Origin of the sequence: Providencia sp. PROV141, from assembly GCF_028481645.1 — a bacterium.
Lineage (GTDB): Bacteria > Pseudomonadota > Gammaproteobacteria > Enterobacterales > Enterobacteriaceae > Providencia > Providencia rettgeri.
In genome coordinates, this window is sequence record NZ_JAMPPR010000019.1 from 69,799 (window position 1) to 83,673 (window position 13,875).

At 39.5% G+C, this 13,875-nt stretch carries 12 protein-coding genes; 7 read left to right on the forward strand and 5 right to left on the reverse strand.

Going from position 1 to position 13,875, the window contains the following annotated elements; genetic code table 11:
• Positions 1–4 precede the first annotated feature (4 nt).
• From citD to PSF09_RS14000, 7 genes are all read left to right on the forward strand, one after another.
• Entirely contained in the window at positions 5–292 is a 288-nt protein-coding gene (gene citD / locus PSF09_RS13970; RefSeq protein ID WP_210836965.1) for a citrate lyase acyl carrier protein, read from the forward strand.
• Positions 292–1,167 (forward strand): HpcH/HpaI aldolase/citrate lyase family protein, encoded by an 876-nt coding sequence (locus PSF09_RS13975; protein ID WP_210836964.1) that lies wholly within the window; start codon positions 292–294, stop codon positions 1,165–1,167. Before citD ends, PSF09_RS13975 begins: the two co-directional genes overlap by 1 nt.
• Positions 1,164–2,705: a citrate lyase subunit alpha gene (gene citF, locus PSF09_RS13980; protein ID WP_272684034.1), complete on the forward strand. Its 1,542-nt coding sequence runs from the start codon at positions 1,164–1,166 to the stop codon at positions 2,703–2,705. The genes PSF09_RS13975 and citF overlap by 4 nt, the downstream gene beginning before the upstream one ends.
• Positions 2,706–2,814: 109 nt before the next feature.
• Positions 2,815–3,831 carry a [citrate (pro-3S)-lyase] ligase gene (gene citC, locus PSF09_RS13985; RefSeq protein ID WP_272684035.1) on the forward strand — a complete coding sequence of 339 codons (1,017 nt, stop codon included), beginning with the start codon at positions 2,815–2,817 and terminating at the stop codon, positions 3,829–3,831.
• 27 nt (positions 3,832–3,858) lie between these two features.
• Complete coding sequence (citX, locus tag PSF09_RS13990) at positions 3,859–4,407, forward strand: citrate lyase holo-[acyl-carrier protein] synthase (RefSeq protein ID WP_272665509.1); 549 nt, start codon at positions 3,859–3,861, stop codon at positions 4,405–4,407.
• Positions 4,379–5,344, forward strand: coding sequence for a triphosphoribosyl-dephospho-CoA synthase CitG (citG, locus tag PSF09_RS13995; RefSeq protein WP_272684036.1), 966 nt, complete (start codon positions 4,379–4,381; stop codon positions 5,342–5,344). Before citX ends, citG begins: the two co-directional genes overlap by 29 nt.
• 189 nt (positions 5,345–5,533) lie before the next feature.
• A complete protein-coding gene (locus tag PSF09_RS14000; protein ID WP_272684037.1) occupies positions 5,534–6,550 on the forward strand; it encodes a linear amide C-N hydrolase in 1,017 nt (338 codons plus the stop codon).
• A gap of 51 nt (positions 6,551–6,601) precedes the next feature.
• On the opposite strand, the gene PSF09_RS14005 is transcribed toward PSF09_RS14000, so the two are convergent.
• From PSF09_RS14005 to PSF09_RS14025, 5 genes are all read right to left on the reverse strand, one after another.
• Positions 6,602–8,086: a TolC family protein gene (locus tag PSF09_RS14005; RefSeq protein WP_285219573.1), complete on the reverse strand. Its 1,485-nt coding sequence runs from the start codon at positions 8,084–8,086 to the stop codon at positions 6,602–6,604.
• The gene (locus PSF09_RS14010) at positions 8,086–9,954 is read right to left on the reverse strand and encodes an FUSC family protein (RefSeq protein ID WP_272684039.1); all 1,869 of its coding nucleotides are present in this window, start codon (positions 9,952–9,954) and stop codon (positions 8,086–8,088) included. Before PSF09_RS14010 ends, PSF09_RS14005 begins: the two co-directional genes overlap by 1 nt.
• Entirely contained in the window at positions 9,941–10,981 is a 1,041-nt protein-coding gene (gene mdtN, locus PSF09_RS14015; protein WP_272684040.1) for a multidrug transporter subunit MdtN, read from the reverse strand. The genes PSF09_RS14010 and mdtN overlap by 14 nt, the downstream gene beginning before the upstream one ends.
• Positions 10,982–10,984: 3 nt before the next feature.
• On the reverse strand, positions 10,985–11,266 hold the full coding sequence (locus PSF09_RS14020; protein WP_210836952.1) for a YtcA family lipoprotein: 282 nt from the start codon (positions 11,264–11,266) through the stop codon (positions 10,985–10,987).
• 346 nt (positions 11,267–11,612) lie between these two features.
• Positions 11,613–13,820, reverse strand: coding sequence for an extracellular solute-binding protein (locus PSF09_RS14025; protein ID WP_272665514.1), 2,208 nt, complete (start codon positions 13,818–13,820; stop codon positions 11,613–11,615).
• Positions 13,821–13,875: the final 55 nt, after the last annotated feature.

Genomic DNA, 13,875 nt, shown 5'->3' on the forward strand with positions numbered 1-13,875 from the left:
CATAATGACTATCAAAAAAGGCCATGCCGGAACCTTAGAATCTAACGACATCATGATTTTTGTCGAAGAGAAACCAGCCAATTCCGGTATTCAAATTGAATTAACCAGTATCGTAGAGGCGCAATTTGGCCAGGCCATCCGCTATACATTACAAGAAGAAGCCAACAAAGCAGGTTTTCCTGACATTTATATCAAAGCCATAGACAAAGGCGCCCTAGACTGCACTATCCGCGCGCGAATGCAAACGGCTATTCAACGAGCGAATAGCATGACAGCGGAGGAAAACGAATAATGGACCTACTTAGAACACTACTATTTTTACCGGGTAATAATGCAGGAATGCTACAAAATGGGGGCGTTTTCGGAGCTGATGCGGTGATCCTCGATTTAGAAGATGCGGTATCGCCACCAGAAAAAGATGCGGCTCGCACTCTCGTCAGCCATGCATTGCGTAAAGTAAGTTATGGCAATAGCCATAAAACCGTACGTATTAATCCGCTTGACGCAGGAGGAGAACAAGATATTGCAACCATCGTTCCTTGTGAACCTGATGCACTAATGCTGCCTAAAATCGACAATCCTAAAATGATACACGATATTGTCACCCTGATTAAACGCGCAGAAAAACCGGGACAAAAAACCGTTAGAATTATTCCTTTGTTAGAGACACCGCAGAGTATTATTCATGCCTATGATATAGCAGTTGCGGATTCTCGTGTTTGGGCTATTAGCTTTGGTGCAGAGGACTACACCGCTTCACTGGGGGCGATACGCTCCTCCTCCGGTGAAGAAATTTTATCGGCAAGAACCACTATCATCAATGCAGCCGCTGCCGCGGGGATTGACTCCATCGATACCCCATTTACTGATGCCCAAAATGAGGTAGGCCTTGAGCGAGATTCACTTTTCGCTCGTCAGCTAGGTTTCAAAGGAAAGCTAGCTATCAACCCGCGCCAAATAGATATTATTCATCAGGCTTTTAGCCCGACAAATGCAGATATTCAATGGGCTCATCGAGTCGTTGATGCGCTTGAACAAGCGAAAAAACAAGGTACTGGCGTTATTGCTCTTGATGGAAAAATGATCGACGCCCCTATCGTACTACGAGCTGAACGTACTCTCGCGTTAGCTGCCTATCTCAATCTATCACAAGGGGAAACGGTATGAAGAATCATGTCAATCGCGAGCTACCCGAAAAGATATTTGTTACTGATGCATTGATGCCTTACGCTGGTGCATTCGCACGAGTTCCTAACATGCAACGTAGTGCACCCAAAGTGAAATGCCAACGCCCAGGGAACCAAAAGCTAAGAAATTGTTTAGAAGAAATATTTGATGAGCTGTCGATCAGTAATGGCATGACACTCTCATTCCATCACCATTTTCGCAATGGTGACAGCTTAGTTAATCAAGTATTAGATATCGCTGCTCAACGTGGGCTTAAAGGTCTTAAAATCGCACTCAGTTCTGTATTTCCGGTGCATGCACCTATGATCGAACACTTTAAAAGTGGTACCGTCGCTTACCTTGATACCGATTATATGTCAGGGCCTGTGGCTACCGCTATCTCACAAGGAGTACTTGCTCACCCTGTAATGTTAAGAAGCCATGGTGGTCGAGCACGAGCCATCGAGTGTGGCGACTTACATATTGACGTCGCTTTTATTGCCGCACCTGCCGCTGATGAATATGGAAACCTCAATGGTACCGAAGGACCAACTGCGTGTGGGTCACTGGGCTATGCATTTCCCGATGCTGAATATGCTGACTGCGTGGTTGCTGTAACCGATACATTACTCCCTTACCCACTAAAAACCATTTCAATTTCTCAGACTCGGGTCGATTATGTGGTTACACTACCATCTGTGGGTGATCCTAAGGGAATTGTTTCTGGAACAACGCAAGTCACTAAAGACCCTGTTCAACTGAAAATTGCTTCACTAGCAGCAAAAACAATTAAAGCATCAGGCCTACTAAAAGACGGTTTTTCATTCCAAACGGGTGCAGGTGGTGCATCACTAGCCGTGGCACACTATTTACGTCAGATCATGCGAGAAAAATCGATAGTCGGTAGTTTTGCTTTAGGTGGAATTACTGGTTATCTCGTTTCCATGCTTGAAGAAGGATTATTTGAACGACTCGTCGATGTACAAGGCTTTGACCTTGATGCCGTCCGTTCTTTGAAAGAGAACCCAAATCATCTCGAGGTTAGTGCAGGCATGTACGCAAGCCCATTTAATTCAGGCTGTATGGTCAATCAATTAGATTGCGTTGTTCTGGGAGCGACGGAAATGGATACCCAGTTTAATGTCAACGTCGTTACTGGCTCAAACGGTTATATCATGGGTGGTTCAGGTGGTCACAGTGATGCCGCTGCAGGTGCTAAATTGACGATTGTTACCGCAAATTTAATTCGTGGACGCTTGCCTATATTACGTGATGAAATCGTCACGATTACCACCCCCGGAGAAACCGTGGATGTGCTGGTTACCGAATATGGAATTGCGGTAAACCCGCGCAGGCAAGACTTACTCGACCGCCTTTCTCAAGCTGGACTGCCACTAATTACCATTGAAGAAATGAAACAGTTAGCAGAAGACATTGCAGGCGTACCCGATCCGATTAAGCTCACTGATAATATTGTCGCATTAGTTGAATATCGAGATGGCACGGTGATTGACGTCGTTTACCAAACCGTTAGCTAACCCATGATTTCACTTAGGGTAACAACCAACGCCCTAAGTGAACCTTATTAAAAAAATCGGTTAGCTGTTGATAAAGCAGCGAATAAACGAACTTTCTCTTGGAGGCCTCATGAGCGACCGATACCAATTTAATTCCCTCTTTCAACCTTCAACCTTGATTCATCGTGAACTCGAATCACTACTGAATGCGAATGAACTTCAACTTGAAATAGGGCTGACACAATTCATTGAAGCTCGATATCAAGGGCAACTCGTTGGCTGTGCGGGGTTAGATGGCAATATTATCAAATGTGTGGCTATTGATAACAATCATCGAGGCGAAGCTCTGAGTTTACAGCTTCTAAGCGAGGTCACAAATCTAGCTTATCGGCAAGGCATTGAACGGCTATTTCTCTATACCAAACCATGTAATGTTCCACTGTTTACAAGTGCTGGTTTTACGCCACTCGTCAGTGTTCCAACACAAGTCACTTTGATGGAAAACTCGCCGTATGGCTTGAAAAACTATTGCGATGAATTGGCGAAATTACACGTTTCAGGAAAAACCATTGGTAGTATCGTGATGAACGCCAACCCTTTTACATTAGGCCATCGTTACCTTATCACTCAAGCCTTGGAACATTGTAATTGGCTACATCTGTTTGTTGTAAAACACGATTCCTCACGTTTTGCTTATCGCGACAGGTTAGCACTAATCCGTGACGGCATTAAAGGGCTTGAACGGGTCACGCTCCATCCCGGCTCGGACTACATGATATCCAAAGCCACCTTCCCATCCTATTTTATCAAAGACAAAGGGTTAATCGATGAATGCAGCACTGCGTTAGATTTATTGTTATTTAGGCAGAAAATTGCACCAACACTGGGAATTAATGTGAGATTTGTGGGGACTGAACCTTTTGACCCTGTCACCGCAAAATATAATCGAGATATGGCATTTTGGCTCTCGGAATCAACTTGTTCCTTCCCCGCTATCAAGGTAGAAGAACTTCTACGCATCGAAATTGATGGCAGTCCTGTCTCTGCATCAAGGGTCAGAAAACTACTAGATGAAGGTGATGCCTCGGCTATCGCACGCCTCGTGCCAAAAACTACCTTTGATTTTTTATTCAATTCACAAAAGTAATCAACAATATTATTCCGTAAGGTCAGCATGATAATAGAACAAAAAGTCACACTAGAAAATATGTTGAACTGCCGTGAAAAACGCGCTGAAAAACAGCAATATCTTCTTGCAAAATACCATCAACCTGTCGTTTTTATTTCATTGGTATGGCCGGGTGAGGTTAAAGATTCTAGTGCATCACGCTATGTGATGGAACTAGCAGTTAAAACAATGAATAACGCGGTAGAACATCTACACTTGCATGCGTCTCATTACCAATGTGAACACCTTATTACTGGGCCTGAAGCTTTTTATTGTTTACCTATAGACAATATCGGGCTGAGTATCTTAGATCTAAAAAAACTTTGTGTTCGCCTTGAAAGGGCACATCCACTTGGTCGTTTATGGGACATCGACGTCATTAATACCCATAAACGTCCAATATCTCGTTCTGAGGTGGGGTTACCACCACGTCGTTGCCTACTATGTGAAAAAACTGCTCATCTTTGTGCACGTTCACACGCTCATGATGTACACACATTGATTAATACCATTCACCGGAGGATAGATGAGTTTAAACAACGTGCAGGGAATTGATGTTATTGACCATAGCGTCTCCCATCCAAGCGATGAAACACACGTATTTTGGGCTAAAAATTTGAGTCAACTTGCGTATCAAGCCATGATGGAAGAGGTACTACTAACACCAAAACCAGGGTTAGTTGATATGCGCAACAATGGCTCACATCAAGATATGGACAGCTATATGTTTGCCCGCAGCGCTCGCACCGTTGCTAACCACTTGCCTGAATTTGTTTACCTTGGCTACTTTCAAGGAAAGCAACCTGCGGTACAAACACTTTATGCTTTAAGAGAGCACGGTTTAGCATGTGAAAAAGCCATGTATCAGGTAACTAACAACGTCAATACACATAAGGGCGCAATATTTTCCTTCGGCCTGGTGTTCGCGGCAATGGGTCGATTATTAGCACGTAACACCAATATCACCGCCAATTCAATTTGCCAAGAAGTCGCAAACATTTGCCAAAACATGGTCGTACGTGAACTCGAACCCATTAAAGAAGCCACAACAGCCGGGGAACAATTTTACCAGCTCTATGGACTAACAGGAGCTCGTGGAGAAGCTGAATCCGGCTTTGCTACCGTCTTAAAATATGGGCTTCCTACCTATCAAAAATTTCATGCAATGGGATGGGATAATGAACGAGCATTGCATCAAACGTTACTAACACTCATGGCCTATAATGATGACACTAACCTTGTTTCACGTGGTGGTTTAGATGGTTTACACTTTGCCCAAAATGCCGCCATGGCACTTTTGAACTCTGATAACATGGACTATGCGCAACTCAAAATGCAATTAATCTTGTTAGATAATACTTTTATAACTAAAAACCTAAGCCCTGGTGGTAGTGCAGACTTACTTGCTATCACTTGGTTTTTAGCTCATCTACCAAAACCTGTTAAGAATAACTTACCAAATAGTTCTTCAAATAGTTGTCAGTATTATTAATACGTTGAATCCCACTAAATTGGGATTCGGTTATTATTTTAATGCGTCACCTATTATTGAAAAATAATTTCAATATAAATAATCTTCATTATCAGGTAATATTTATTTAGCTACCTTACGACCCACATTGATTGAAATGAAGTGTAGCCTACAAATTCGCGAATACTTCATAAAACGAGGTTAAATGGAATGTGTACGAGTTTATCAATAACAGATAGCCAAAATAATATTTACCAAGGGCGAACATTAGAATTAACGGAAGACCTACCCTCTTGGATAACATATTATCCTGCGAATACTTTTTTTCAGAAAAAAGCCCCTAACGGGGAAAATGGTATTAATTATACATCTAAATTCGATATTCTTGCGATAACGACCGAAGTTTATTTTGATGGAGATAACCATAATATATTCCAGGGGTTAAATAGTGCAGGATTAACGTTTAGTGCAAATATGATTTCTGAAGCAGAGCTTACGCCAATTAATCCGGAAAATTATTGTCTATCATTACCTGTTACTGCATTAGGTGAATGGGCTTTATCCCTTTTTAGTCATGTTGATGAAGTTAAAAAAGCGGTTGAAAATGGTTATTTTTGGTCCCCTATTCTTGTTAATTTTAGGAATTTAACATCACCATTCCACTATGCTTTTTATGATAAACACGGTGGTAGCATTATTGTTGAAGCCGTAAATGGCAAATTGCAGGTTTTTGATAACCCTACTCGTGTCATGACTAATGGACCTGATTTTCAATGGCATTTAAAAAACCTGAATAATTATACTCAGTTATCAAACCTAGATATATCAACAAATTTACTGGGTAATATTCGAGTTACTCAACCTGATAGTGGTATTGCAACATCAAATCTACCTTCGTCGGATACGTCTGTTGGACGTTTCATTCGAGCGGTTTTTTATAGCACTTATGCACCAAAAGTTGGCAATGCAAAAGACGCTATGATTACACTCGCCCACATTATGAATAATTTTGACCGTACTAAAAATATTACAGTTGATAATATGGGGGAAGGAGAAGGCACTCAAAATAGTTTACTTTCTGAATATACTGTTTGGAGCTGCTTGTCTGATTTATCTAATGGTGTAATGTATATTAGAGGCTATGGTGAAATGAATTATAATCAATATTCAATTAGCCAATTTAGTAGTGCAGGAAAACCTGTATTTCAACAACTGAATATTTATTAATTTACAATTGCAGAAGATAAATACTAGGTTATCTTCTGCTATCTCATAAACCTATTTTATCGTAGCATCTTCATACCTTGGTAAAGCCTTTTCAATTTCACCTAATGCAAAGGCTAAATCCACAGCTGCAATAACTGAACCCGTATAAGAATCAATATGAGCAAGCTCGGCTGTTAATAATGCAATTTCTGCGGCATTAATTTCAGTCACTGTTCCTAAACCATTTTTATAAAAATCAACACTGGCGGTATAACTTAATTGAGTTGTTTCGACTAAGTTTTTCGCCGCTTTATTGGCCTCAACAGCTGATTTTAGTGCATTCTCAGTTAAACTCATCTCTCGAATCGCCATTTCTTGGCTTTTCCGTAAATTCTCTTGGGCAATAAGAATATCCGACTGAGCATTCTTCATACGTGCTTGCCTTATTCCCCCTTCATAAAGCGGGATACTGATACCTATCAAAATATTTGAAGATGAAGAACTTTGGTTGATACCCGGTAGTCCTTGCACATCTAAACGACTGTTTCCCCCGGCGACTGCCCCTGCTAAATAGACTTTAGGAAAATAGTCAGATTCCACAGATTGGGTCGTTTTCATCGCTGCCAGTGTAAGTTCATAGTTAGCAAGCACATCAGGGCGCTGGGCTAACGCATTTCTGATCCGTTCGTGAGTCAATGGTGCGATATTATCAGGCAAAACATCGTTATCATTATATTGAATATTAATTGTTTTCAGTGGGGATATACCGATGGTAGAGAGTAATAATTGGTATTGATCTCTTTCTTTCCCTTTAGCTAATACGTTCTGAAACTCTAATTGTGAAACTTGCTGCTTCGCTAATGCAACATCCAGTACGGTTGCTAGCCCACGCGCTTTTTTTTGCTCTACGGCATACAATAAGCGCTGGCTTCGCTCTAAAGCTTTATAAGTTATTTTTGTTTTTTTTTGTGCTGCACCATAAGCATAATAAGCAATGGTCACATCATGAATAATTTTTTGGTGAAGTAAATTAAAGTTAAGGTCAGAAGCTAAAGATGCATGTTTGGCTGCATCAGTTAATGCTCCTCGCTGACCAAAATCAAACAATAGCCATTGAAAAGTTATCGCAGGGATAAAAACGTGATTAGAAACATCAATTTTATCGACCAAATCATTATGTGGTAACTTCAACGTTCCACGCTGATAGCCACTTAATGCTGTTGCAGTTATAACGGGTAAATAGGTACTTTCAACCATTCCCACATTGGTTGCAGCTTTTTTAGCAAGCTCCCAAGCAATACGTGTTTCAGGATTATTTTTTTGTGCGACATCGATAAGGCTTGCTAGGTCATATTGCTCTTTAAATACTTCGTTATGTTCAGCATATAAATTCTCTTCAGGGGAAGAGATATATGTGTCAGTTTCATATTGTAAAGGCTGCGGCGTTTTATCCATAAATGAACGACTCGTATCGACACAACCGACAAGAAAAATGCTGAATATCGAGATGAGTAAATATCGTTTTTTTTCGTATCTCATTGATTGGGTCATTGTCATTACTTCTCGCTCACTAGTTCTTTAATGACTTGCTCTTTTTCTTGAGCCGATAAAGTTGAAGGTATCGTATTTAATACATCATATTTCAAATCACTGGCGGATTTTAAATTTGTATTCGAATCAAAATGATCTTTATGGTTAAAAGAAATAAATTCAGACGAATAATTTTGGTAACTATCTACTGAAACCTTGGTTAAAAATTGGTTTAAAAAATGGGTTAAAGCCCCCCCTTTATCTTTAAAGTGGGTTTCGAACATTAATAAATTAATATCATCTTTTGTTTTAATAACGCCCTCATTGATTGCAGCAACCAAACTGAGAGCCTCGACATTGTTATCATAAGATTTTAATTTAAGTGCCGCATAACTATCTAGAATATTTCTAATTTGAGAGTTAACTGTAGTCATAATAGAGACCGGCCACACTTTAGTGAACATAATGTACATGACAACATTACCTAATAGGATACCGAGGATCCTATCGGAGGCAACATCCAGATCATAGCTCGGTTTAAAACCATGAAGAACGGTTAATAAAAATGCCAGCCCAACTTGGACTCCGGCATAGGATATACGTTCATTACCCGCAGCCACCCATGCAGCAGGCAAAATACAGAAAAAGATGAGTATCATTAAGCTAAAAATATCGGATAAATGAGGGATAATATACACAAGCGAAATAATCCCGATTAATGCGCCAATTAAACACCCTATAATACGCAGCGTTAGCTTATGTACTGTTTCACCAACAGAAGTCAATGCAACAACGTAGCAAGTGATCATCGCTGTGTGGATCCCCTGCCATTCAAAATAGTCATAAAAAACATAGCATATTAGTGCAGCACAGGTTGTTTTGATGGCGAAATATTTATGGTTTGGATTTGTAAAAGCGTCTTTAACAAAAAAAGGATTTTTAGCTTTAGGGTCACTACTCACTTTCTTTTTAAATAGGATATCCTGAAAATCAGCCAGTATTTGCTGGTTTTCAAGGTGATTACTTTTCTCGCTTTTTAGCGTTTCCAATTGTTCAATTTGGTTTTTTTCCAAACACTGCGCAATAAATTGACATTTTTCCGCGAGTAATAGACGAATTTCAGCAGAAGTATCATCGGGTAAATTTAAGGACATGATCAGTATTTCATACGAATTATCAATCATGCTATCTAGCCACTGGATTTCCTTTTTTCCTTTTAGAAAAAAGAGTTTGATGAGCATTAGGTTCCGCTTACATTCAGCCTGCGTACTTAGCGCGTCACTGATTTGAATTGAATACGGCATTTTTCCTAAATAAAATTGGTTTGCAGCCCGAAAGCGCTCAGCTAGCTTACCCATTAATAATTTTTTAGGGCTAATCCCAAAAAAGTAATTAAAGATAACCACCAATAACATGGGAGATACTGCCATTAATAGTGCGTATAAAAGCCCTCTTGTTGCAGCATCTCCAAAAGGAACATCATCAATCAATGTCATTAGAAATGCGATTACAAGGGCAATTAAGTTACCGACATCACCAAGGCTGCTCGCTGAAGACAAATACATAAATAACCCTGAGAAAAGGGCCATAAAGAAGAAACGCAACATCACATTTTGAATAGTAAAGTTAAACAATATAAAGATCACACAGACTGCTATACTGCATAGCACTATGACACCAATACATAACAGAATATTTTCAATCGCATTGGCTTTAACAAGGTAGATAATTAAATAACAGCTAATCGCCGATTCTGGGATTTCGTATAACATCGCAATGCCAGCCATTAATGCGCACAGTAAAGCAATCCGCCATGTGGTTGCGAAACGAAAATTAAATGGCAACAAATCTTGTTTTATTTGTTGAAGAACCAGTAAAGCTTTAGCAGTCATCATCTTGGGATACAATATTAACAGTGGCAGTCGCACCAACACGCATCAGATTTTTCGGTGGATTTTCTAAAATTACTCTCACAGGAAAACGTTGTTCAACACGCACCCAATTTAAAGACTTGGGGACATAAGGTAAGTCTCGAGGTATATTCAGCAGGTCAGTAGACATTACCCCCCAACCAGCACCTTGTACTCGGCCTTTAATAGGTTGCTTATTATTAATCATTGAATAAACAACCGCGCAGCTACCCATTTGGATGTTGTCTAACTCTGTTTCTTTAAAGTATGCGGACACAAACCATGTCTCTGTATCAATTAAGGTAAAAACAGATTGCCCTGAAAGCACAAACTCACCCGCTGATATGGTTAGTCCAACAATATACCCATCACTTGGTGCCTTAATTTCCGTGTTGCCCAATTCCCACTCAGCCATGGCGAGGGATATTTTTAATGACTCAACAAGTGCTTCTTCAGATTGGGTGTTATTAATTAATGCTTCTGATGCCACATTTTGTTTTTGAGCTTGTTTTAAGCTGACTTCTGCATCGCGTTTTAAGGTTCGGGCGTCATCCACTTGTTGAGCGGTGACAAAACCTTTCGCCAACAATGGCTCTAAACGTTTTAAAGACTGAGTTGCCAGTGCAAGGTTAACTTGTGCACGTTTTATTTGCTCTTCAGCCACTTCAGAATTTGATGTTTCAGCGACAATGATTCTCTTCTTGTTGCTTAACGCCGCCTCTGCAACAAGTAACTCGGCTTTAGCTTGGTTCACTCGTAGAGCATACATAGTCGGGTCAATGGTAAATAATCGATCGCCTTTTTTGACTTCCTGATTTTCTTTAACATAAAACTGGCTTATCCGTCCCGGAACGACAGAAGAAATGTTAATCTTATTGGCCTCAATCACGGCCTCTTCACTTAGTGGGTTCAAAATCGATGTTTGCAGGCTTTTCCATAGTAATAGAAATAAAGCCGCAAATATGCCGATTGAGAGAATGATAGCTATCTTTTTTTTATTTTTTATATTCATAATTTAATGAGAAAAATAAAGTAAGGATACGGTAATAGAGATTGTCAACAAGACACCAAAGTAAAACATCAGAGGAAAAGGCAACTTATCATCAATTTCTAAATAAACGAGAACAACACGCAATAATATAGCGCCAACCAATCCAATTAAGACACATAGCATCCAATAAGGAAAATAAGCGCCTAACATTGGGAATAATGGGGAATGTCCTTGGTTGCATCCCATTAACAATAAGGATAGCAGGCTAACGCTGATAATATGGCGATATTTTCTAATTAAGCTCAAGATAGCTCACCTATCATATTATGATTAATTAACTTATTAATTAATCACTACTATAACTCTTTTTAAATAATAATCGAATGATAAATCGAAAGTTTATTAAACCTATACAATGAAATGAAATAATAAAATGAATTAAAGATACATAAACCAGCCACCAAATGCCGATCCCCCTCCCGAGAGGGCAATTGAGGATTACTTAAAAAGCTGTTTTTGCTTTATACCTACCGGTAAAAATGACTAAACAAAACGCCTTGTATCGCAACTGGCTTATGCGGATAACCCTGAAATGTAGTGACAGCTTAGCATTTGTTTATCCGCTGATTTAAAATACCAATTAATCCGCTATTTACCTCTCACCTTGCGTATCAACCAATAAGCGCTGGTTAATATACTCAATCGTCTCATCTATAGTCATGATTTTATTCACAACGTTAGTAATTCCTTGCCCAATAATGACTTCAGCTTGGCGCAAATTAAACAACTTACCGTTTGGAATTGAAGATTCACGGATACCTCGATTTATTTCTTGATAAGCCAGTGGCATCCATGGGTAGCGATAGCAAACCTCTTGATTATGGCTGAAATCTTGATGATTACTGTTGCCCCCCAATAAAATAAGGTGATCCATGACTATTGGTGAATAAAGCCAACGATAAAATTGTTCTGCATAATGTGTTTTTTGGCTATAGCGAGATACCCCTAATGCCCCACCTCCCAGTTGAGGAACTCCCCCTGGTACAGGGGCGAAACCAATTTTAGGAAAAATATTACTGTGAGCAACATCGTTAAATAGGTTCATATAAGCAATCAGCATAGCAAGTTTCCCTTGCTCAAATTGATTGACTGATTCGCTCCACCATTTATTATGAATATTTTCTGTAATAGAAACCTGATGGAGGTATTCATCTAATACCTGACCCGCTAATGGCATTTCTAATCTAGGAATATTACCATTACTTATTAACTTTCCACCTGCCGCGTAATACCTTAATAAATACTCAGTGGCAATTAACCCTGCGCTGCCTAACGTCGTTGATGCACCGATAGGCCTTAAAAACTCACCTTCTTCATGTAACTCTGTAAAAAATTGGGTTACCTGATCGTATTCAGCAAAAGAAGTCGGTACTATTAGTTCTTGTCCTGTTTTCTCGTAATACATTCTTTTTAAAATAGGATCTTCAAAGAGATCTTTACGATAAAATAACATTTGTGCGCTGGCATCAAATGGCATTGCATAAGCAGTATCACTCACCAAACTAAATTTTTGCTGTGTCGGTAAGGAAAAGTTACTTAATAAATCAGTCACCCCATTCCCTACTTTATCTAACGGTTGCAAGATGCGTTCCGCAAACCAAGGAAAGCAGGCCATATCGATACGTAGTAAATCATAATAAGGGTGTAAGTGGAGCTGCCCTAAAATTTGGTAAACTTCATCATAAGGATAAACTGCTAAATTAACCTTAATTCCTGTTTGTCGATAAAAATGTGGCAGTAGCTTTTTAAGTGCGTTTGTTGAAGGGCTGGGTAAAATAAGTAAATTTAAGGTTGGATCGGATTTATTGCCAGTAATTATTGCCGATGTTGCCGTATAAAGGTTACCACTTTGATTACGAACGTAGACAGTATTCTTCCCCACCGTTTTCTTTTCGTGATCTTCTCTCATCAGTTCATCGACCACTTCCAACCCTAATTGTGCATAGTTCATTGGGAAACAATGTAACCCTTTTAGTATCGGAGGAATGTTACCACTTAAAGCAAAAATTGCAGGGCAATCACCTTCACTACCAAAAAAACTTGCTTGGGTTAAAAAACTAGCTTTTTCAATGTCTTCAGCAACAAATAAATCGGGTATTTGCTCCTCAGAGAAAAAATCAAAAGCCGCCTTGTAAGATTCATCATTAGAAGCACGAATAATAATAAATTTTTTATTCGGAGCCTGCTGTTTAAGGTTATTTTGTAACTCACTGACAAAGGTGGCGTGCTCTAAATCGCCATGATCATCACTAAAAATACCCACTAGCTGGCTTCGACTTGTCGCAATTTGTTGGCAAATGGCATCAGCTGCCTGGGAGTAATCCAATGTGAAAAAGTGGTAAGCGTTTGCAGGCTGACGATAAATAAAAATAATTTGAGAAGCGGCTAATTTTAAGGTGTCAAAATAGATGCTGGCATCCTGCAAACAACTGACTGCCACAACTTGCTTATAGCCGCCAGCCGCAATTTTTTGTAATGCATCGAGTTCTGTCGTTTCCAGATCATCCGTTAAAAATAGATCATAAGTTATCTCTGGATACTGAGCCATAGATTGCCTAAATGAATTAAAAAATATTGCATACTTATCAGACACCAATTGCGGTAATAGTATTGCGACCTTCTGGCTCTTATTGGTTCTCAATAATTGAGCTTGTGTATTTAACTGATACCCCATTTGCTTGGCGGCTTTATAGACTGCTTCAATTTTCTCAACGCTCACATTTCCCCGTTTATTCAAAACATTAGAAACGGTTCCATGAGAAACACCTGCTAATTTTGCGATATCCTTGATTGTTGCCATTTGTCTTTTTCACCTTGATTATTGCTGCCAATAGCATACCTGAATTATTCATCGC

Excerpts from the sequence above, each read along its gene's own strand:
- citD (WP_210836965.1), top strand. The coding sequence starts at position 5 with ATGACTATCAAAAAAGGCCATGCCGGAACCTTAGAATCTAACGACATC.
- PSF09_RS13975 (WP_210836964.1), top strand. The coding sequence starts at position 292 with ATGGACCTACTTAGAACACTACTATTTTTACCGGGTAATAATGCAGGA.
- citF (WP_272684034.1), top strand. The coding sequence starts at position 1,164 with ATGAAGAATCATGTCAATCGCGAGCTACCCGAAAAGATATTTGTTACT.
- citC (WP_272684035.1), top strand. The coding sequence starts at position 2,815 with ATGAGCGACCGATACCAATTTAATTCCCTCTTTCAACCTTCAACCTTG.
- citX (WP_272665509.1), top strand. The coding sequence starts at position 3,859 with ATGATAATAGAACAAAAAGTCACACTAGAAAATATGTTGAACTGCCGT.
- citG (WP_272684036.1), top strand. The coding sequence starts at position 4,379 with ATGAGTTTAAACAACGTGCAGGGAATTGATGTTATTGACCATAGCGTC.
- PSF09_RS14000 (WP_272684037.1), top strand. The coding sequence starts at position 5,534 with ATGTGTACGAGTTTATCAATAACAGATAGCCAAAATAATATTTACCAA.
- PSF09_RS14005 (WP_285219573.1), bottom strand. The coding sequence starts at position 8,086 with ATGACAATGACCCAATCAATGAGATACGAAAAAAAACGATATTTACTC.
- PSF09_RS14010 (WP_272684039.1), bottom strand. The coding sequence starts at position 9,954 with ATGATGACTGCTAAAGCTTTACTGGTTCTTCAACAAATAAAACAAGAT.
- mdtN (WP_272684040.1), bottom strand. The coding sequence starts at position 10,981 with ATGAATATAAAAAATAAAAAAAAGATAGCTATCATTCTCTCAATCGGC.
- PSF09_RS14025 (WP_272665514.1), bottom strand. The coding sequence starts at position 13,820 with ATGGCAACAATCAAGGATATCGCAAAATTAGCAGGTGTTTCTCATGGA.